Annotated in this window: 18 protein-coding genes; 8 read left to right on the top strand and 10 right to left on the bottom strand. The window is 40.3% G+C overall.

Features of this window, described 5'->3' with window-relative positions:
* Positions 1–13: 13 nt before the first annotated feature.
* Positions 14–1,546: a glucose-6-phosphate dehydrogenase gene (gene zwf / locus QSE00_RS07625; RefSeq protein WP_286105501.1), complete on the bottom strand. Its 1,533-nt coding sequence runs from the start codon at positions 1,544–1,546 to the stop codon at positions 14–16.
* A gap of 189 nt (positions 1,547–1,735) precedes the next feature.
* Between zwf and gndA the strand changes: the two genes are divergently transcribed.
* The 3 genes from gndA (at position 1,736) to QSE00_RS07610 (ending at position 5,103) form a co-directional block, all read left to right on the top strand.
* A complete protein-coding gene (gene gndA / locus QSE00_RS07620) occupies positions 1,736–3,142 on the top strand; it encodes an NADP-dependent phosphogluconate dehydrogenase (RefSeq protein ID WP_110357733.1) in 1,407 nt (468 codons plus the stop codon).
* A 79-nt stretch (positions 3,143–3,221) separates the two neighbouring features.
* The gene (locus QSE00_RS07615; RefSeq protein WP_286105500.1) at positions 3,222–3,503 is read left to right on the top strand and encodes a hypothetical protein; all 282 of its coding nucleotides are present in this window, start codon (positions 3,222–3,224) and stop codon (positions 3,501–3,503) included.
* Between the two features lie 412 nt (positions 3,504–3,915).
* The gene (locus QSE00_RS07610; protein ID WP_286105499.1) at positions 3,916–5,103 is read left to right on the top strand and encodes an LETM1-related biofilm-associated protein; all 1,188 of its coding nucleotides are present in this window, start codon (positions 3,916–3,918) and stop codon (positions 5,101–5,103) included.
* Positions 5,104–5,194: 91 nt separating this feature from the next.
* On the opposite strand, the gene QSE00_RS07605 is transcribed toward QSE00_RS07610, so the two are convergent.
* From QSE00_RS07605 to QSE00_RS07565, 9 genes are all read right to left on the bottom strand, one after another.
* Entirely contained in the window at positions 5,195–5,950 is a 756-nt protein-coding gene (locus QSE00_RS07605; RefSeq protein ID WP_286105498.1) for a LytR/AlgR family response regulator transcription factor, read from the bottom strand.
* Positions 5,951–6,151: 201 nt separating this feature from the next.
* Positions 6,152–6,475, bottom strand: a complete 324-nt coding sequence (locus QSE00_RS07600; protein ID WP_286105497.1) for a hypothetical protein — start codon at positions 6,473–6,475, stop codon at positions 6,152–6,154.
* Between the two features lie 44 nt (positions 6,476–6,519).
* Positions 6,520–6,849: a 2TM domain-containing protein gene (locus tag QSE00_RS07595; RefSeq protein WP_286105495.1), complete on the bottom strand. Its 330-nt coding sequence runs from the start codon at positions 6,847–6,849 to the stop codon at positions 6,520–6,522.
* Positions 6,849–7,151 carry a 2TM domain-containing protein gene (locus QSE00_RS07590; RefSeq protein WP_110357728.1) on the bottom strand — a complete coding sequence of 101 codons (303 nt, stop codon included), beginning with the start codon at positions 7,149–7,151 and terminating at the stop codon, positions 6,849–6,851. Before QSE00_RS07590 ends, QSE00_RS07595 begins: the two co-directional genes overlap by 1 nt.
* A gap of 90 nt (positions 7,152–7,241) precedes the next feature.
* A complete protein-coding gene (locus QSE00_RS07585; protein WP_110357727.1) occupies positions 7,242–8,579 on the bottom strand; it encodes a 2TM domain-containing protein in 1,338 nt (445 codons plus the stop codon).
* Between the two features lie 6 nt (positions 8,580–8,585).
* Positions 8,586–8,888, bottom strand: a complete 303-nt coding sequence (locus tag QSE00_RS07580; RefSeq protein WP_286105494.1) for a hypothetical protein — start codon at positions 8,886–8,888, stop codon at positions 8,586–8,588.
* Between the two features lie 693 nt (positions 8,889–9,581).
* A complete protein-coding gene (locus tag QSE00_RS07575; RefSeq protein WP_110357724.1) occupies positions 9,582–10,715 on the bottom strand; it encodes a Gfo/Idh/MocA family protein in 1,134 nt (377 codons plus the stop codon).
* Positions 10,716–10,727: 12 nt separating this feature from the next.
* Positions 10,728–11,585, bottom strand: a complete 858-nt coding sequence (locus QSE00_RS07570) for a sugar phosphate isomerase/epimerase family protein (RefSeq protein ID WP_286105493.1) — start codon at positions 11,583–11,585, stop codon at positions 10,728–10,730.
* 84 nt (positions 11,586–11,669) lie between these two features.
* A complete protein-coding gene (locus tag QSE00_RS07565; RefSeq protein ID WP_286105492.1) occupies positions 11,670–15,176 on the bottom strand; it encodes a PVC-type heme-binding CxxCH protein in 3,507 nt (1,168 codons plus the stop codon).
* Between the two features lie 193 nt (positions 15,177–15,369).
* Between QSE00_RS07565 and QSE00_RS07560 the strand changes: the two genes are divergently transcribed.
* From QSE00_RS07560 to QSE00_RS07540, 5 genes are all read left to right on the top strand, one after another.
* Positions 15,370–16,245: an AraC family transcriptional regulator gene (locus QSE00_RS07560; RefSeq protein WP_286105491.1), complete on the top strand. Its 876-nt coding sequence runs from the start codon at positions 15,370–15,372 to the stop codon at positions 16,243–16,245.
* A gap of 62 nt (positions 16,246–16,307) precedes the next feature.
* Entirely contained in the window at positions 16,308–17,864 is a 1,557-nt protein-coding gene (locus QSE00_RS07555) for an NAD(P)/FAD-dependent oxidoreductase (RefSeq protein WP_286105490.1), read from the top strand.
* A gap of 70 nt (positions 17,865–17,934) precedes the next feature.
* The gene (locus QSE00_RS07550; protein ID WP_110357719.1) at positions 17,935–19,209 is read left to right on the top strand and encodes a DEAD/DEAH box helicase; all 1,275 of its coding nucleotides are present in this window, start codon (positions 17,935–17,937) and stop codon (positions 19,207–19,209) included.
* Between the two features lie 133 nt (positions 19,210–19,342).
* Positions 19,343–20,185 carry an endonuclease/exonuclease/phosphatase family protein gene (locus QSE00_RS07545; protein WP_286105489.1) on the top strand — a complete coding sequence of 281 codons (843 nt, stop codon included), beginning with the start codon at positions 19,343–19,345 and terminating at the stop codon, positions 20,183–20,185.
* A 41-nt stretch (positions 20,186–20,226) separates the two neighbouring features.
* Positions 20,227–20,835, top strand: coding sequence for an FMN-binding negative transcriptional regulator (locus QSE00_RS07540; protein ID WP_286105488.1), 609 nt, complete (start codon positions 20,227–20,229; stop codon positions 20,833–20,835).
* Positions 20,836–20,873: the final 38 nt, after the last annotated feature.

Here is a 20,873-nt window from a genome sequence, read left to right as displayed (position 1 = left end):
GTTTGATTAAAAATTACTTAATAACACAGAAACCGGGGTCATCGGCCAAGTTTTCACCCGGATTCCTCCACTTTAGGTCCCCTTCCAATAAACGGTCCGAATTGGTTGGACCCCAAACTCCCGAAGAATAGCCATATATGTTTACATCCGAACCATTCTTCCAGTAGTCCAATATGGGATCTACAAACTCCCATGCAGCTTCCACTTCATCCGCTCTGGCGTAAAGGGTTGCATCTCCCTGCATGGCATCCAACAACAATCTTTCATAAGCATCCATTACATTATTATCTGCCAGATTGGAATAGTAAAAGTCCAGATTGGCCCGTTCTACGGTAAAGCCCTGCCCGGGAACTTTCACCCCAAACTTAATAAGGATGCCTTCATCCGGTTGAATCCTTATGATCAACTGGTTGTCCTTGTTGTTCATATCAGAATTTTTGAACACTTGGTGGTGCGGTGATTTAAAATGAATTACCACTTCTGTTACCTTGGTAGGCATTCTTTTGGCGGTGCGCACATAGAAGGGGACATCTTTCCACCTCCAATTATCCACGAAAAATTTAATGGCGGCATAGGTCTCCGTTTTGGAGTTGGGATCAACACCTTCCTCTTCCCTATACCCCTTTACTTTTTTACCGTCTATTACGGATGACAAGTATTGTGCCCTTACCGTATTATTATACAAGGTTTCCTCATCGCGCATAATCCGCAATGATTTTAATGCCTTGACTTTTTCGTTCCTTATTTCCTGCGCACTGGCATCTATTGGTGGTTCCATTACTATTAAAGAGACAATTTGCAATAAATGGTTCTGGAACATATCGCGAAGCGCACCGGATTTATCATAATACCCGCCCCTTTTTTCCACACCAACACTTTCGGCATTGGTGATTTCTATATGGTGTATATAGTTTCTGTTCCAAAGTGGTTCAAAAATACTATTGGAGAAACGGGTTACCAATAAATTCTGTACCGTTTCCTTACCCAAATAATGGTCAATTCTATAGATCTGGGATTCCTTGAAATAGGTCTGCAAACCAATATTTAGTTCTTTGGCCGTCTCCAAACTATAACCAAATGGCTTCTCAACAATAATTCGCTTCCAGCCGTTGGTTTCGTCATTTAAACCTTGCTCGGAAAGATTTTTTGCAATTAGCTCATAAAGACTGGGTGGGGTCGACAGATAAAATATATAATTGCCCCCGGTACTGAATTTATCATTCAAGTCCGATATTCTAGTTGACAACTTACTGTATACCTTACCGTAATCATCCCCAAGATCCTCATAAAAAAACTTATCTGCAAAGGTGTCTATAAAATCTGTGGAGGCATCCTTTACCTTTTCCTTCAGGTAAGTGCTTTCCTGGACGACCTTCCTCCTAAACTCACCATCGGTCATGTTGCTCCTACTTACTCCCAATACCACAAAATTCTCAGGGAGTTGTTTTGCCTTGTACAAGTTAAATAAAGCCGGAACCAGCTTTCTAGCAGTTAAATCTCCTGATGCCCCAAAAATAACAAGCATTTGATTTGCTGTTTTGTTCATATTATAATTATTGGAAGTTTTGTTCAATTTGTTGGGAATTTAAAACTTTGGTTCTAAAAACCGTTTAATTGATTATTTTTGATTTTTAAATTATCATGCGAAGATAAAACTAATTTAGCTTATTCATTTATAAACAAGGACACTTAACAAAAGCCACTTTATTTTGTTAAATAACTTTAAGGAAAAAACATGGAAAACACATATGATTTTGGATTGATCGGCCTAGGCGTAATGGGACGTAATTTTATTTTAAATGTTGCGGACAATAACTTTTCGGCCATGGGATACGATCTGGATGATGAAAAAGTAAATGCACTGATCGAGGAAGGACAGGACACTAAAAGAGTGAATGCCTCCACAAATATCGAACATTTCGTACAATCCTTATCACAGCCTAGAAAAATAATGCTTTTAGTGCCTGCTGGTAAAATAGTGGACTCCGTAATTGAGAGCCTACTGCCTTATTTGGATAAAAACGACCTTATCATAGATGGTGGAAATTCTTTTTTTACCGATACAGATCGCAGGGAGACGTATTTACAGAGCAAAGGAATTCACTTTTTTGGTTCCGGCGTTTCCGGAGGAGCTAAGGGTGCTAGGCGAGGTCCCAGCATAATGCCAGGTGGAAACAAGGAAGCCTACAAGGAAGTACAACCAATTTTCGAGGCGGTTTCGGCCAAATTTAAAGGAGAACCCTGCGTTGCCTATCTGGGCCCTAAATCTGCCGGTAACTATGTGAAAATGGTGCATAATGGCATTGAGTACGGCCTAATGCAACTTACCTCCGAAATTTACGACCTTCTAAAAAAGGCAGGTAAGTACAATAATGATGAACTACATGCCATTTTCGATTCCTGGAACAAGGGAAGGTTACAATCCTTTTTAATAGAAATATCCGCCGAGATCTTTAAACAGGATGATGACAAGGGCGATGGCAGATTGGTAGACAAAATCTTGGATAAGGCCAAACAAAAGGGCACTGGTAAATGGACATCCCAAAATGCCATGGACCTGGGTATTCCCATCCCAAGCATAGATATAGCCGTGAGTATGAGGGAAATATCGGCCCTGAAAGAAGAAAGGGTATTGGCCGATAAGTTATACAATAGGCCAGAGCCAGCTATCATGGAAAAAAATGAAATGGCAAAATGGGCAGAGGAAGCACTTTACTTTTCCTTTATAACCACATACGCACAGGGACTCCATCAACTCGCAGACGCCTCCAAGGAATATGGTTATGATCTGGATCTTTCCGTAATAGCCAAAATTTGGAGAGCGGGATGTATTATCCGTGCTGGCTTGCTGGAAGACATATCCGCGGCCTTTACCAAGGACAAACAATTGCCCAACCTACTATTGTCTCCCCAGTTTGTTCCCAAGGTACAGTCTACCGTGGGGGCCACGAGAAATCTTGTTGCATATGGAGCAAAAAATGGTATCCCATTACCTGGTCTTTCCAACTCTCTGACGTATTTTGATGCCTACACCTCTGGAAGATTGCCCTTAAACCTTATTCAGGCGCAACGGGATCACTTTGGATCGCACACATATGAAAGAACAGATATGGAAGGTATCTTCCATACCGAATGGGAGTAACCTGATAAAATAATTCTTTGCTTTTACATTTTTTTGGGCTATTTTTAATACAAATTAAAAGTAGCCCAAAAAAATTAAGATGAGTGGAAGTATTCAGGACATGAACAATAGAGTGAATCAGAATCGCTCTCTTAAACCTTCCAATCGGGCACGGTTTAAGGAAAGCAATAGGGACAATATATATTCCGATTCCACGCCTGCCCTTACAAAACTGAACTTTAAGCAAGTATCCGAAATAGAATTAAAAAAAATAAAGGATAGGATAAAAAACTGGGCCCTAAAAGATCGCAACAGGGAAATGTTTATTTTTCTTATGGTAGCCCTAACACTAGTGGCAACCCTTATTGTTCTCTTCCAATAAACACGCACAGCCTTAAGTGACCTTTCCCGGCCTAGGACTGCTTTCTATATTTCCCCCGAAATGGTCATATCCCTTTTTCAATTACCTTCCATTACCCAACACCACTCAAAATCCAAAGAAAATTTCCGTAAGCCCCAAATTTTGGTGACACAACTTTCAACGTCAAAAAGAAGGAGGCTTTTAAATTGATATTTCCCCTGCTGACATTTACAACTGTTATTCATGCTTTTATTTTTATCGAAGCCGTAAGGTATATTTTTAGAATCTCAAATCAAGAAGACCGCAAAAAATAATAATACATACTAAGAGGGTTTTATATTGATTCTTAAAAATACCATTTACCGAAAAAACGGTGGCAATAAGAATGAAGTCCCATATTTTAATTTAATTTTACCCATTAAAATTTGGATCTATGAATCCTTCTGCCACTGGTTGGATAGATAAGTTTGGGTATCTGGTAAAGGACAACAACGACTATATCCACTCTTTTGAAGAATTATACGCCCTACTAAAAAGTACTGGATTTGTCTATGGGATCAATCTGGATATACCTCCTTTTATCATTAAAGAGGTTCCCCTGTCCGAGGATGAAAAGGCCAAGATCAATTTAATAACCGCGCTCTATTTTACCTATAAGCTCAAAAACAACGACCCCAATTTTGAGGCTTTCCTGGGTCATATCTTTATGTTCTATAAAGATTTGGGAATTAACAGAATTTCATTTTTGAACAAATTTCTTACTGGAAAGAAAACATCCTCCAAACTGGAAAACCTCTTAAACTCCAGAATCTACTTGGAGGACAATGTAATAAGCAAGACCTTTAATAACATCATAACCAATTCGCTGCTTTTTATAGACGTTCTTAGCTTTAAAAGATATCTAGAAGGTGAAACCGCAATAAAAGAATATGCCCAGGGTCTGGAACATATCACCATAAATATTACATATCACACCCTAAACTCCAAGGAGAAAAATAAAAATGATGAAAAACTAGCGCAACTTTTTGCCTCCTCCCTAACTTTTATTGAAAGCGCAAAACAGGACTTTGACGGCTCTTATAGAAATGAATTGGTCAACAAATATTCCCGTTCGGAAAATAGGTATTTTCTGGATGTTGCCTGCTTAACGGTATGGGAAGACCAGTCATTGGATTACACCGAATCCGACTTTATTTTTGGCCTGGGAAGGGACCTTGGTTTTGACCAAAATGAAATAGGAAAATCCCTGCAGGATGTTACTGGATTTTTTCAATTAAATACCGACAAAATACCCCATCTAAAAGATCACAATTTGGCTGTCCAATTTTACGATAGCATGTCCAAAATTGTAAACAAACTTATTCTCAGAAACAGCAAACGTCTACAAAAGGAACTTTCGGAAAGCAAGGAACTGGTTACCTTATTATCCAAATCAACAGTGAAGGACCTTAGTCCTGAAGAGAAGAAAAAAGTGCAAAATCAACTCCTGGATATTTTTAAAAGCATTCCTTCGCTAGCGATTTTCATACTTCCTGGTGGAGCAGTTTTATTACCTATATTCATTAAATTAATTCCAAAATTACTACCTTCCTCTTTTGACGACAACAGAGTTGAAGAATAGCCCAAAATTACCCAAAACCACTACTATAAGAAAAAACTATAGCATATATTTTTACAAGATAACTATATTAAAATCAATATATTACATAACATTATTCCAACCATAACTTAAAGTCTTTTACCCTCTCCCTACTTACTATGATTTCGGCCCCATTGAAGCGGTTTAATTTAATTTCCAACCTGGAATTGGTATAATAAACAATGTCTTTGATATGATTTATATTCACGTAGAATTTTCTACTTACCCGAAAAAAGGATTTGGGATGAAGTTCCGATTCCAAGTTTTCCAAGGTATGGTCCAGTAGATAATTTCTCCCCTCAATTGTGGATGCATAGGTACCTTTGTTTTCGCTGTAAAAACATTCGATATCCTCCGCATTGATAATTTTAAGATGTTGCCCCACACTAACCGTAAACCTCTTTTTGTATTCCCGCTCCACAGGATTTACCAACAACTTTTTTACATCTTCAAAATCGAGTGACATTTTTTGTTTTTCAGGCCTAAAAGTGAGGTACTTTTTTACGGCCATTTCCAGCTCTTCATCATCTATGGGTTTCAACAAATAATCAATGCTATTCAACTTAAATGCCTGTAGCGCATATTCATCATATGCCGTAGTAAAAATTACCGAACTTCGTATATCAACAGCTTCGAAAATCTCAAAGGACAATCCATCCGAAAGCTGGATATCCAAAAAGATCAAATCGGGATGTTCATTTTCCCGAAACCACACAATGGCTTCCTCTACAGAATAGAGCATAGTGGACACCCCTACCTTTAAATTGGTCAATAATCGCCCCAACCTTCTGGCGGCAGGTTTTTCATCTTCAATAATGATTGCATTCATTTTATGGCTTGCTTGGTTTTTATTCGACGCCCCCCGAAATCCCCTTATCCTTCTATGTAATTTCCACTTGGCCACTCTTGCCAATGTCTTGGGAAAATTCAGGTTCCAATTTAAGAAAGTAAAATTCCGGCCACCAAGGGGACTACCCCCCAAAGAACCGGATAAATCACTATTTGTATATAATGGCCAAAGAACATCCGCTTACTTTCCGCACTTAATACACCCTTCCAGCGCATGCTTATCCATTTCCATTGGTTGCACTTTTAAGTTTCCCTCCCAGTTTTTTGCATGATTTTTTTTATCTGCTTCCCTTTCCCATCTTTTTACGAAATCCAACCCAGCACCAAAGATTCTAAGGTACTCTACAAACACAATGATCCAGGTAGCAACAGGTACCACAGCAAAAATCCAGATAACTGTGCTTGAAGCATTTTTACTGGATAAAAAATAGACAACACCCAGACTCCCCAAAGTAATAAGGCAAACCGTCCCTACAAACCAATAAAACTCTTTAATCAATTTCACTTTTTTCCTAGCATATAATTCCTTGGCACTACGAAAACCCTCCATTACCTGTATTTTTTGGATTCCTGTTTCTCTTTCTCCATATACCTTTGGATCTGCCTTTCTTCCCACTCTTTGTTGAAAAATGGATTATACGAAAAGACATTTAAACCATGAAACAATAAGCCTATCCCCCAAAACAACCAAACCGCAAAAGTTCCAAAATCCCAAAACGCCTCCAGCATGGTATCGCCATTGTTTTTATCACCAATAATCTTGGCTGTTGTAATAAATACGTTTACAGCCAGATACACCACAAGGTGAACATAAAACCCCTTCAATTCTGCCACCTGTTTTTTGGCGCGCTCCAATTTATTCTCCCTATCAAAATCCATTATTCCCATCTGTTTTTCCTGTCATCCTCCTTCATATACTCCTTAATTTTCCTTTCCTCCCAATTCTTTCCGAAGAAAGAGTCCAGACCAAATACTTTTATTGCATGAAATACCAACCCAATCCCCCAGCCAAATGCCGCCCACAGAAACCAAGGGTGCCGCCATTGATCGACCCAGTAGTTAAGGGCCGCTAGAAACCCTATAAAAACAGAATAGGACATTAGACTCATATAGAACTTTTTAATTGCCCCAACCCTTTCTTTGGCCCTGAAATACTTGTTCTCTTTTTCTAAATTTTCCATGATTTATTTTTAATTCAAAATTAGCGGCCCGCCCTTGTTTTTTCAAAAACAAACTAATGAAATGTTGATTTTATAGGATGGACCGTAACCCTAAAAATTTTCATCCTCCATATACTTTTTAATTTTCCTTTCCTCCCAGCCTTTCCCCAATAGCGGATTATAACCAAAGACCTCCATACCATGGACCACCACCCCAAATCCCCACCCTACCGCAGGAAAGAGCACCCACGGAAAACTTGTGGTGCTATAATTGACTATAATCAAGATGGGCAGTACCAAGCAATAGGATATTAGATTACCGTAAAAGCCCTTTATAGCTTCTACTTGTTCCTTGGCTTTCAGATAGCGTTTATCCTCCAAAAAAGATTCATGCATTTCCTTAACCCCTATTCTTTCCATAAGTATCGGGAGCTTGACCGTAAATTCCGAAGCAGATTTTTCAATTTGAACCCTCTTAATGGATAAAATCTGGTACCGTTCCCGTATATTCCTGAGTCCAACCCCACTACTCTTTCCAACAACCTGCTTCTCCTGCAGATTATTAGATATACAGAGCATTCCACCCTCCTCATAGACACGTATCCGCAAGGGCCTTTCAACCGTTACCACGTTGTGTTTAACTGCGTTTTCCAATAGGAGCTGTAGGGAGAGGGGAACTATTTTTGCCGCAGTATCACTGCACTTCCCAGGGATATCAAACACTATACTATCCTCAAATCTCATTTTCAACAACCTCACATAAGTCTCGGCAAAGGCAAGCTCTTCATCTACGGTTACCAAATCCTTGTTCTTCTGCTCCAGGACATATCGGTACACCTTGGAAAGGGAGGTTGTAAATTTTTGCGCCTGTAGGGGATCCTCCTCAATTAAACTGGTAAGCACATTTAAACTATTGAACAGGAAGTGTGGATCCAACTGGTTCTTTAAAGCATCAAACTTGGCAGAGGCCGTACCTGCAATTATTTTCTGCTCCTTAACCTTGTTCTCTTGCCGATGTTTAAAAAACCAAGCCAAATAAAACAATGCGGAAATTAAAACAGCCAACAATAACGATATTTTGTAGTGCCCAGGCTCCTCATTTACCAAAAAATCCGAAATAGGCATTTTCCCAATTACTACCTTAAGGATTACACGGGAAACGAATATACCCGCCAAAGAGAACGCAATATTACCAGAGAATCCAATCAACAAGTGTCTCCCCCTGTACATTTGCTGATCATATTTTATTATAAGAAATTGAATCCAATACGCATTCACCAAATAAAGGATTACCGTAAAAATCATATTGGTGCCGTACTCTTGAAGAGCCCTCTGTACATTAAAGCCTTCGTTAAATTTCCCCATAAAAAAGAAAACGGCGAGAAAAACAAAATATAATAAAGTCCCTACAAAAAGTGCATTCCCCAAATGTTTAATGAATCGTATCATTCAGCCTTATTTGTAATCCACCATATTAAAACCCTGTAAATTCAACTTAGCGTTATTGACACAATGGATCCCTCTTGGCTTAAAGTTAGGAAAAAGTTCCCACGAAGGTTCATTATCCACTGGAATATAAAGGTGACCATTTTCAGAATACAAAGTTGCCGGTACAAATGCTTTTGACACCTTTTTAGATTGTCTACTGTATTGATCCATAATGTAAAAAATAGAGTTATCTACTAATTTACTTTCACTATGGGCCGCCACCAATTCATTGACAACGGTCGCTAAAATTATCAATATGACTTTATGCATAGCCAATTCTTTCGTAAGTTTTTCACTGGACAAATGTGATTTAAAAAAAAGTGGATAGAAAATAGGTTCTACCGAATTGTAGATTTCACGGGATGGATTGAAGATGGTATTACCACAAACATAAAAGAGGACGCACCCCTACGTCCTCTTTTGAAGTTTTAAAAAATAGTTTCGTTTTGCAAAACGTATTTTTCAAGTCTTAACTTATGAATTATAAAATTAACATTTATTCCCCTACGAAACACCCTTTTTTGAAAAAAAATTAACTCAAATCGTAAACCCGATTCCAAGCATGCCCTGACAAAGTACACATGCAAACTGTTTGTTTGCAAATATACCTTAAGTAAAGAATTCATCAAATATTACACCCCATTTGAAAGTTGAAGAGTTTAGCCTGGAATTTTTTGTTTCAGAATTGTTCTGCAAAAGTGGAATCCTATCAAATAAAAAGAGGACGCACCCCTACGTCCTCTTTTAAAAGTTAAAAAATAGGTTTTTTTACCAAATAACTTATTCTTTAAGTCTTACTTATGAATACTAAATTTAGCAAATATTTTAATGCGAGGGGTGCTTTTTATCATAAAATATTGACTCAGTCCATATTTACAACCACCCAATGCCATATTCCACACTACACTCCGGATGGCTTAAAATTTCACTTTACGTTATAACCTTTAAAAAATTATATTTAAACTATTTAGCAGAAAAGGTAAAATCGGGAAGTCTAATAATCTCACCACCCTTAAGTGCCGACTCATGCGCCAGAATCCCAACACATGTAATATTGGCAGACTGCTGGGCATTGGGGTAAGGCGCTTTTTCCAGAACAAGTGCATTTACAAATTCGTGCACCAGGTGCGGATGGGACCCTCCGTGACCCGCCCCTTGTGTAAACGACAGGTGTTGGTGCTCATCGGAATCATACACTCCCTGGGTAGTAAAATGTTGTATTTCTTCAGGTAACAATTTTGCGAAATCCGGACTTTCCACTTCTTCCGGAATTTCAGGCTCCGGCTTCTTGGCCGTATGTACCACTAGAGGTTTCCCCTCAATCAATGGCCATTCCACCGATTTTTTTGAACCATAGACCTCAAAGCTTTCCCTGTACTGCCTGGCCACATCAAACAATGAACGATACACCTGTGCGCTTAAATCCGAATTTCGAAATTTAATATGTGTAGTTTCCACTGCAAACGGAGAGTTGTAGTGCGGTATCAACTCCTCGCGTATGGTTCCGGACCCAAAACAGGAAACGTACTCGGCCTCCCCTCTTGTAAGGGCTAGAACAGGGCCTACGCAATGCGTTGCGTAATGCATAGGTGGCAAACCGGGCCAGTAGTTCGGCCAGCCGTCCATATCCTGCTGATGACTGGCTTTAAGAAATTGTATTTTACCCAATTCTCCATGGTCAAATAATTCCTTCATAAATAGAAACTCCCTAGCATAGACTACGGTTTCCATCATCATATAGGTGAGGCCAGTTTCCTGTGTTAGACGAACAATTTCCTCACATTCCTCTACAGTAGTTGCCATAGGCACGGTACATGCTACATGCTTACCTGCCCTTAACGCTTTTATGGATTGTATTCCATGATCGGGAATAGGCGTATTGATATGCACGGCATCTATTTCCGGATCCAGCAACAATTCATCATAGGAAGTATATCTTTTTTCGATATTGAACGCATCTGCCAGTGCTTTTAGCTTATCTGGATTCCGTTGCGATATAGCTATCAAATTAGCGTTTGGATGCTTTTGATAGATTGGAATAAATTCCGCACCAAACCCCAGACCTACTATGGCGATGTTTACTTTCTTACTACTCATCTTATGTTATATTTAATTAAATGTCCTTTTTAAAAAATCAATTCCCTGTGAGGCGAATTCGCCCTGACTCTTCGCCATATTTTTCCAAATGCACACGGCTCCAGCCAACTCTTTGATCTCCGGGGTGAAACTTTCAATGACGATTGCCCCTTTATATTCAATGGCCTTCAACCCTTCGGCAAAATCGGTCCAAGGGGTCAATCCAGTCCCAGGAACTCCCCTATGGTTCTCCGAAACCTGCACATGAAGCAATTTATCGCCTACCAACTTTATAGCTTCGGCAATGTTACTTTCCTCAATAGTCATGTGAAAACCATCAAGTAAAACTTTAGCACATTTATGGTTAACATCTCCAATAAAACGCATTACATCCTCCGCAGTGTTGATTAAGTCGGACTCAAAACGGTTTAATGGTTCCAAGGCAACGGAGACCCCGTAATCCTGAGCCATTGTGCAAACCTTGGATACATTGCGTACCGCTAGGTCCCATTCCTGTTTCCGTTCTTCCCCGGGAAGCATTCTTGCCTTGCCCACAGCTGCATACATAGGACCTGCCAAAAAATCCACCCCCCACAAATTACACAATTGAAAACACTGTTCTATGTAATTGAAGCAGTTTTGATGAACTGCCGTATCCTTATGGGTCAGATCTTTTGTTGAGCCAAAGGCACCACAAACGATTGCTTGCAACCCATTGTGATCCAATGCCCTTTTTATAGCCTGTCCATCTATCAATTCAGGATCCTCCACTGGTATTTCCACCAAATCGAACCCCATCTTTTTAATTTTTGGAAACAAGGCTACGGATTTGGTATTAAAAGGTGATTCCCAAAGCCAGGTACTTACACCGTATTTTATATCGCTGATCATTATACAAGTTTTACTTTAAACAAAATATTGCAATAAATTATTTTACAACTATTTACTATAAATAATTGTATTTTATTTTACCACTCAATCCCCTTGGACCACCTTCATGACCCCTTGCATAATTCGCCAGTGCCCGGGAAAAGTGCAGATAAAAGGATAATCACCTGGTTCTTCGGGAGCTGTAAACTTTAGTACAACCTTTTCTTCAGGGTTTATAATGGCAGTGGCATAAAGCACTTCTGGCATTTCCGGAACATAATTTTTTTGTGCACCATCGGGATCCATTGCCAATTTATCCGCAGCCATACCTACCTTTTCCTTTTCTCCCACCTTGGTTATAACCAGGTTGTGTTGCATAAAATCGGTATTCTCAAATACAATTTCAACAGGTTTCCCAGCCACTGCAACAAACTCGGTGAGATCATATTTCATCTCATTTTTAATGGTTTTGATATTAATTACCAAAGCGTTGGAATTACTGTCCAGGTCATCATCCAATGCCAATTCAACCTCATTCATATAGGTTTCGACCAAAAGTTGGGACAAGGATTTATCTGCAAAAACGTTTTTTACAGTATTGGAGTAGTCCGATTCCACTTCATATTTCCAATCCCCGGCCAACGAAACGCTAAACTGCCCAACTTTTAGGGACATCTGCTCCTTTTTGCCCCAGATACCACCTCCGCCACCAGTATCCTCGACTCTGACGGCAATGGAATTACTTCCTGCTTTCAATACCCCGGATGGAATTTTGTACACCCTTTGCTCCTGATAATCCTTTTCTATACCACCCACCAAAATACCGTTTACATACACCTTGTCCGAATCATCTACAGGCCCCAAGGAAATAGTACCGGACTTGGCCGCTTCGTTGGACGGCACTTCCACATTTTTACGAAACCAAATTATACCATCTATCTGCAATCCTGCATCTTCTATCAACTGCGGTAGACGCATGGTTTCCCAATTGGAATCATCTAGGTCTGCCGCTTCTCTTTGACTTTCGTTAAACTGTCCCATTTCAAAATTGGGATTGGCAGCTAGGAATGCCGTAATGAATCCCTGATGATGTTTACTTCCCGCCGCATAAAGTGCCTTTGCCAACCAATCATCGGCCAACACTTGCTGGTTCTCGCTTAAAAGAAACAACTTCTTCCCTATTTCCACATTAGGTTCCCGGTCCGCAAAATAAATAAGCGTCGCCAATTGCACCTCAGGATCCTTATCCATCAATAAATTGGACTCCAAAAGCAATGCATCTGTTGTTTCATTTTTAGGCAAAATCTGTATGGCTGCTCTTCGAACCGCTCCAGATGGATGATTCAATGCAGCTTTCGCTACTTGAATAGCTTCGGCATTTGAGGGAATAACCCCTAATCCATTAAGTGTCCATAAAGCGTGTAAGGCACTTGGGTTAAGCCCCAAGTCGTCCACTTCCCTATTCTTCACCAAGGATATGAGTTCGGGCACTACGGCCTTATCTCCATTTTCAACCAATAAACGCTGGGCGGTCATACGCCAAAACATATTATCACTGGATAAGGCCTCTACCAAGCCCTTTGAATCCTCCCGATCCAAAGTCATGGTTGTATTTGCTTCCGCATCTTTGGGCATAATACGCCAAATACGCCCCCTGGATTTATCGCGTAAAGGATTCTCATAGGCATTCCCCAGTCCATTCACAGCATCATACCCACCTCTTTCTACCCGGGGAGTCGGATTGTGTTGAATAATAAAATTATACCAGTCCAATACCCAAACGGCACCTTCCGGTCCTACCTTGGCCTCCACCGGGGAAAACCATTCATCAGAGCTGGCCATTAAATTGCCCCCATCCTTTTCCAAAAATCCAGCGCCTTCTTTTTCAATTTTAGCAATATGGACTACACCTCCAGTAGGTTCGCATACAAAGGCATACTTATTCCAATACTGCTCGGGAAAGCCACGGGCCGTGTAAAAATGATGTCCGGCCGCAGCCGTGAAACCACCAAAAACATCAACTTGCCGAACGTTTTGGGTAATGGGCAACATGGCGTAATGGCCATCTATTTTTGCACTTCCTTCCAAGGAAATTCCTGCCACATCCTTTAAGCTCTTATTGGGTATGCCCATAAAAACACTATGGGTATTATTGGCCGTGGAAGCAAAAATGGAATTATCCTCTGTTATCCCCAACCCCCAAGTATTGTTACTGGTATTGGTCAACAATTCAAAATTGCCAAAGTCACTATTGAATCGATATATACCTTTACTAAGTTCGAAATATTCACCGGAAATAGTACCCTTAAATCCTGAATACCCAACAACTCCATAAATATTGTTATCAATACCACGTTGAAGGTTGGAAGGCCCTGCATGGGTATCATAAACACCCCAGCCATCGATTGCTACCTCCTTCACATCCGCTCTGTCATCCCCATCTGTATCCTTTAGAAACAAGAAATATGGGGCTTGGGAAACCAAAATACCCCCATTTACAAAGGTAAAACTCGTTGGTATATTTAGTTTATCCGCGAATACCGTAAACTTGTCAGCTTTGCCATCCCCATCGGTATCTTCACAAATTTTAATGCGGTCGTCCCCACTGCCTTTATCGTCGCGCACCGTGTTGGGATAGTCAACAGTCTCTATTACCCATAGCCTACCTTTCTCATCCCAATTCATTGCTATGGGATTAATTATATCGGGCTCGGAGGCAAATAGTTCCAACTTAAAGCCCGAAGGGACTTGAATTAATTTTGCCGATTCTTCCGGCGATAAAGGCAACTGATATTTAGGGGCAGGATCCCTTTTCTCATAATTGGGAATATTGGCCATTTCCTTATATTCCAGTGTTGGAATATCCTTAACGAATTCTTCCCAATTCTTTTTTACCTGATCGGCCACTGCCCATAGAATACCCTCCTTAATAAGATTTTGAAACCCAGGTTCACTCCATGTTCTTTCATCATGCCCATAAGCCGTGTAGAATACCTTGCCCTTACCAAATTGTTTTACCCATGTCCAAGGCTCATGATGTTCCCCATCCACCCTTTCCATCAAAACAGTAATATCACTGGCCAATTTATCATGAACATAGGTTTCGTCCCATGTTGAAAATTCTTCAAACTTTTGCATGATAGGATGCGATTTTTCAATAATCTTGGCAGTGAAAGTATCCGTACCGTGGGTTTTAAATTGCCCCCCTACCAAGTCTACATATTCTTCGGACTCCTTAAAACAAAAACTTGCACAGTGAATTGGTACAAATGCATGCCCCGCGGCGACATAATCCAGCAAGGCTTTTTCCTGCTCCGGAAACCTACCTTCATGATTGGCGTAAATTATTACACCGTCATAGCGTTCTAAGTTTTCAGGATTAAGGTCCTCCACCGCTTCGGTATAGGTAACATTTATACCGCTTTTGGTCAGTGCAGAAGCTAAAATTGGCATATAGGACCTAGAGTTATGGTGTTCCTGTGAATGCCCAAGGAACAGCATCTCTATCCGCCTAGGCTCATCGTCTTTCTTTTTCTTTTCAGAGGGATTACAGCCTATAATACTTGTAACTATAATAAGTAAACAAAAAAAACGTGCCGGTATGGTTTTCATGATTTAGTGTATTTAAGTTCAACAATTATAACGATTATTCGGGCACTAAGAATACTCTATCTTATCTACAATCGACTGTATTATATCATTCATTAAGTATTTTGACTATATTTATAGATAAATTATTACACAATCAAGGTATCTACCTAAGATTGGTGTGCTTACAACTTAGTAAATAAATCCTGGTCCCCACGTGAAATCCGCATTACAAAAATCGCCCATTCCCAAATCCCATGCCTTTGTGGCCAAATTGTTGAGACAGCCCAATTTTGACCCTATTTGGCATTTCCACCCCGAATATCAGCTATTTATGGTATTAAAAGGTAGTGGTACCCGATTTATAGGTGACCACGTTAAGCATTTCAAAGAGGGCGATATTACCTTTACCGGGCCAAATTTGCCCCATATGTGGCGCAGCGACAATGAAGGATATGTTGTTGAGGAAAGTTTATGGTCTGAGGGTATCGTAGTTTACTTTCATGAGGATTTCATTGGCCATAGCTTATTGCAAAAAGAAGAAATGATTAAACTGAGACAATTATTTCAAAGAAGTTTAAGGGGGTTGGATGTGACTGGGAAAACCGCCAAATCTATCGGTAGTATGTTAACCAACCTTATTCAGCTTGAAGGTATGGAGAGTGTTCTGGAATTGTTTAAAATCCTAAACTGTATTGCCAACACAACAGAAACTATTCCATTGGCCAGCCCGGGATATACCAACTCCTTAAAGGAGGCCGATACCGAAAGAATGAACAATGTACATGCCTATGTTATGAAAAATTTCAAAGGCAAAATAGAACTGGGTACGGTTGCCTCTTTGGCCAACATGACCCCTACCTCCTTTAGCAGATACTTTAAGATCCATGCCAACAAGACTTTCTCCGAGTTTTTAAGTGAAATTAGAATCGGCTACGCCTGCAAATTACTTATCGAGAACAAAATGAATATTGGCCAGGCCTGCTACGAGAGCGGCTTTCAAACCCTGTCCAACTTCAACAAACAGTTCAAGGCAATTACCAAAAGGACCCCATTGGCCTACAAAAAGGAGTATGGCCCATTAACAAAATAGGTGGCCACAGACCGGTCATTTTTTTTGGATAAATATTACTTTAATTAAAGTAATTTTGCGCTATGGTAAGAAACATACAGCTTAGGACCACTTTATTGGAAGAATCGGTAGAGGATATCCTACGAAAGAAAGCTTCAAAATATTTGGGAATTCCCTTGGAGGAAATTTCTATGGTGAACGTACTGCGTAAATCGATCGATGCCCGTAAACCTACCATATATTTCAATTACAAGGTTTCTGTATATATCAATGAAGCTGCTCCTAAAAACATGGAGTACAAGTTTAATTACAAGGATGTTTCCAAAGCCAAAAAAATACACATTATCGGTTTTGGACCTGCTGGGATGTACGCTGCGCTCCGATGTATAGAATTGGGATATAGACCCGTTGTCCTGGAAAGAGGAAAAAATGTTAAGGACCGTAGACGGGACCTAAAGGCCATCAATAGGGACCATCAAGTAAATGAAGACTCCAATTATTGTTTTGGCGAAGGAGGTGCCGGCACCTATTCGGACGGCAAATTGTACACCCGGAGCCTTAAGAGAGGGGATGTAAGGCGAATTTTTGAAAATTTGGTATATCACGGGGCCACAGAGCAAATTCTCATTGATGCCCACCCACATATCGGCACCAATAAATTGCCCAAGCTTGTGCAAAATATTAGGGAGACCATTATAAAATATGGTGGTGAAATACACTTTCAAACAAAGGTTGCCGATTTTAACATTATCAAGAATACCATAAAGGCCATTATACTACAAGATGGCACCGAAATGCCGGCAGAAAGGGTAATTTTGGCTACGGGCCATTCGGCCAGGGATATCTATTATTTACTGAACAATAAAAAAATAGCCTTACAGGCCAAGTCATTTGCCATGGGGGTACGGGTAGAACACCCTCAACATATTATAGATAGCATACAATACCACTGCAAAGGACAAAGGAACGAATTGCTCCCTGCCGCCGCCTATAGTCTGGTGGAACAAGTAAAGGACCGGGGGGTGTACTCGTTCTGTATGTGCCCTGGTGGATTTATAGTACCCGCAGCTACCGCGCCGGGAGAAGTAGTCGTAAATGGTATGTCGCCTTCCAAACGCAATAACTTATTTGCCAATTCCGGTATTGTCGTAGAAATAAATGTCGATATCGATATTCACAAATACGAGCACTATGGCCCGCTGAAGGGCTTGGAATATCAAAAGGATTTGGAGCGACTTGCTTTTACATCGGGGGGGCGGACACAAACGGCGCCTGCACAGCGGCTTACCGACTTTGTTGAAGGCAAACTATCCAACGACCTTAATGCCACCTCCTATCAGCCAGGTTTGAAATCTGCTCCACTACATTCCCTTTTACCCAAATTAATTGGCAGCAGGCTACGCTCGGGATTTACAGCTTTTGGGGAAAAAATGAAAGGCTATTACACTTCTGAGGCCAATGTGGTGGGGGTTGAATCACGGACCTCCTCCCCTGTAAATATACCGCGAAATAAAAACTTGGAACATCCGGAAATAAAAGGACTCTTTCCTTGTGGGGAAGGTGGTGGTTACGCCGGGGGCATTGTGTCGGCAGCCATGGATGGGGAGCGTTGTGCAGAAGCTGCAGTTGCTGGATTGTAAGGTCTATTTTTTGAATTAAACGGTTTATCCAAACTAATCCACTACCTTTGCCGCTTATTTTACATACTACATGACATTCAAAGAATTAGGTATTATAGAGCCTATCCTAAAAGCCCTGACGGCTGAAGGCTACACAAATCCAACTCCAATACAGGAAAAATCCATACCCATTTTATTAAAAGGAAAGGATCTATTGGGTTGCGCACAAACTGGTACCGGTAAAACAGCGGCCTTCTCCATTCCCATCATTCAACAATTGGTGATGGACAGGGAAACCGATCAGCGACAAAGAAAAATAAGAACCTTGGTGGTAACACCAACGCGGGAATTGGCCATACAGATAGGGGAAAATTTCACCTCCTACTCCCGGTTCACAGGAATAAAAAACACCGTTATTTTCGGGGGGATTAAACAGGGAAGGCAAACAGACGCCCTTAGAAAAGGAGTGGATGTACTTATAGCTACTCCGGGAAGGCTATTGGACTTGATGAACCAAGGCTTTATTTCTTTAAAGGATATTAAATATGCCGTATTGGATGAGGCCGATCAAATGTTGGACATGGGCTTTATCCACGATATTAAAAAGATAATCGCCAAACTACCGGAAAACAGACAATCACTTTTTTTCTCCGCTACCATGCCACCCGCCATTGTGGAACTCTCAAAGAAAATATTGGGGGACTTTGAACGCGTAACGATAAAACCTCAACAAGCAACAGCGGAAAAGGTAGAACAGGGAGTTTATTTTGTTACCAAAAAAAATAAGCCCAACCTCCTGATCCATCTTTTGGAAAAGGAACCAAATGATTCTGCCCTTGTTTTTTCACGGACCAAGCACGGTGCCAACAAAATAGTAAAACAGCTTGCCAAAGCCGATATTAAGTCCGATGCCATACACGGCAACAAATCGCAAAATGCTCGTCAAAAAGCCCTGGGCGATTTTAAGGATGGGGAACTAAAGGTCCTTATTGCAACCGATATTGCGGCTAGGGGAATAGATGTTGAAGAACTTTCCCTAGTGATTAATTATGACCTCCCCAATGTTCCGGAAACATACGTGCATCGTATAGGTAGAACCGGTAGGGCTAGCGCCAGTGGGGTTGCATTGTCATTTTGTGATGCTGAAGAGCGACCTTATCTAAAGGATATTCAAAAACTAATAAACCAGCAGGTACCCGTTATAACCGATCATCCCTTCGTGGATGATGGATCGGAAGAGATTCCTTTGGAAGAGAAAAAGCATCACCATAATAGGCAAAAACAAAGGACTGGACACTCCAATCCCAGGGGAGGCAGAAATAACAATCGCAACAGGAACAGAAATAATAGACCAAAAAGGGATTGATCTCAAATGATCAGTTCCCCCTTTTCTTTTATTTCTGTGATATTTACCCCGAAAGGATTAGTAGGTATATAAAAAAATCAGGATATTTATTCTTTTAAAAGATCAACTCTTAAAGTCTAAAAATAATTATCCAATGAAAAACATATTTACTACCCTATTAGTGGGGTTGGCCCTATTTTCAATTCCAGCTTACACATTTTCCCAAACCACCAACCTTATCAGTTTCAATATTAAGTATGACAATACATCTGATACCATAAACAGTTGGAACAAACGTAGGGCGTCAATGGCAACATTAATTAAGCACTATGATGCCGACATCATAGGTATACAGGAAGGCCTGCACCGCCAAGTTGATTACCTAAATAATGCCCTCGATGGTTATACCTATGTGGGAGTGGGACGGGACGATGGTCAGCAAAAAGGTGAATACTCGGCAATTTTTTACAATAGCAACAAATTTAAAGTACTGAAAGCGAATACCTTCTGGTTGTCCGAAACCCCTGAAAAAGTATCGGTAGGTTGGGATGCATCTATGGAGAGAATCTGCACCTATGCCTTATTTGAAAATTTAACGACCAAAAAACAATTTTGGGTCTTTAACACGCATTTTGATCACAGGGGTAAGCTGGCGAGAGTAAATTCGGCCCAACTCATTTATAAAAATATAAGGGAAATAAATACCTCCGACCTACCTGTGATATTAATGGGAGATTTAAATTTAACCCCTGACACCGAGCCTATTCAATTCTTAAAAAAGAACCTAACAGATGCCATGGAAATTTCACAAAAACCTTTCTATGGACCCATTGGTTCTTTTAATGGTTTTGATCAGGACAGAATTATGGAGAATAGAATAGACTATATCTTTGTAAACAAAATTGACGTTCTGTCCTATACCCATATTGATGACAGAATGCCCAACAATATGCATATATCGGATCATTTACCCGTATTGATGACAATGAAGGATTAAGTTATGCCTGAGTATTTGACCCATAAAGCACCGCTTATAACATGTATACCCCATCCCATTATAAAAACGAAAACCTGGATGAAGTTCGGGATTTCCTGAAGCAAAACAGCTTTGGTATTTTGGTCAACCAAACCGATGGCCGCCCCTGGGCCACACATATCCCATTGGAATTGGATAGAGATGACAAAGGCATGGATATACTGGTGGGTCATATCGCCAAGGCCAATCCCCAATGGAAATCATTCGTTGAAAATGAAGAAGTCTTAGCCATTTTCAATGGTCCGCATAGCTACGTTTCCTCTTCTTGGTACAAGCAAGAGGAAGTACCCACATGGAACTATATAGCGGTACACGTCTACGGTAAAATACAGATATTGAATGAAAGAGCGGTCTTGGACTCCCTTCATAAATTAGTGGACAAATACGAGAAAGAATCCACTAATCCGGTTTCAATCCATAATTTGTCCCACAAGACGATGAGGCAGATTAAGGGTATTGTTGGATTTCAAATCAACATATCGGATATTCAAGCAACCTATAAGTTATCACAGACAAGGCCTGAGGACCATCCAAAAATAATGGGGGAATTGCTAAAGACCAAGAATCCAGGTTCGCATGGGATTGCCATTAGGATAAAGCAAAAAAAATAACAACAGAGTAGTATTTAATATTTTTATACACATATTAG

This window comes from Arenibacter flavimaris (assembly GCF_030291335.1).
Classification (GTDB): domain Bacteria; phylum Bacteroidota; class Bacteroidia; order Flavobacteriales; family Flavobacteriaceae; genus Arenibacter.
The sequence above is the reverse complement of the archived record's forward strand: the minus strand, read 5'-3'. Positions and strand labels throughout refer to the sequence as shown.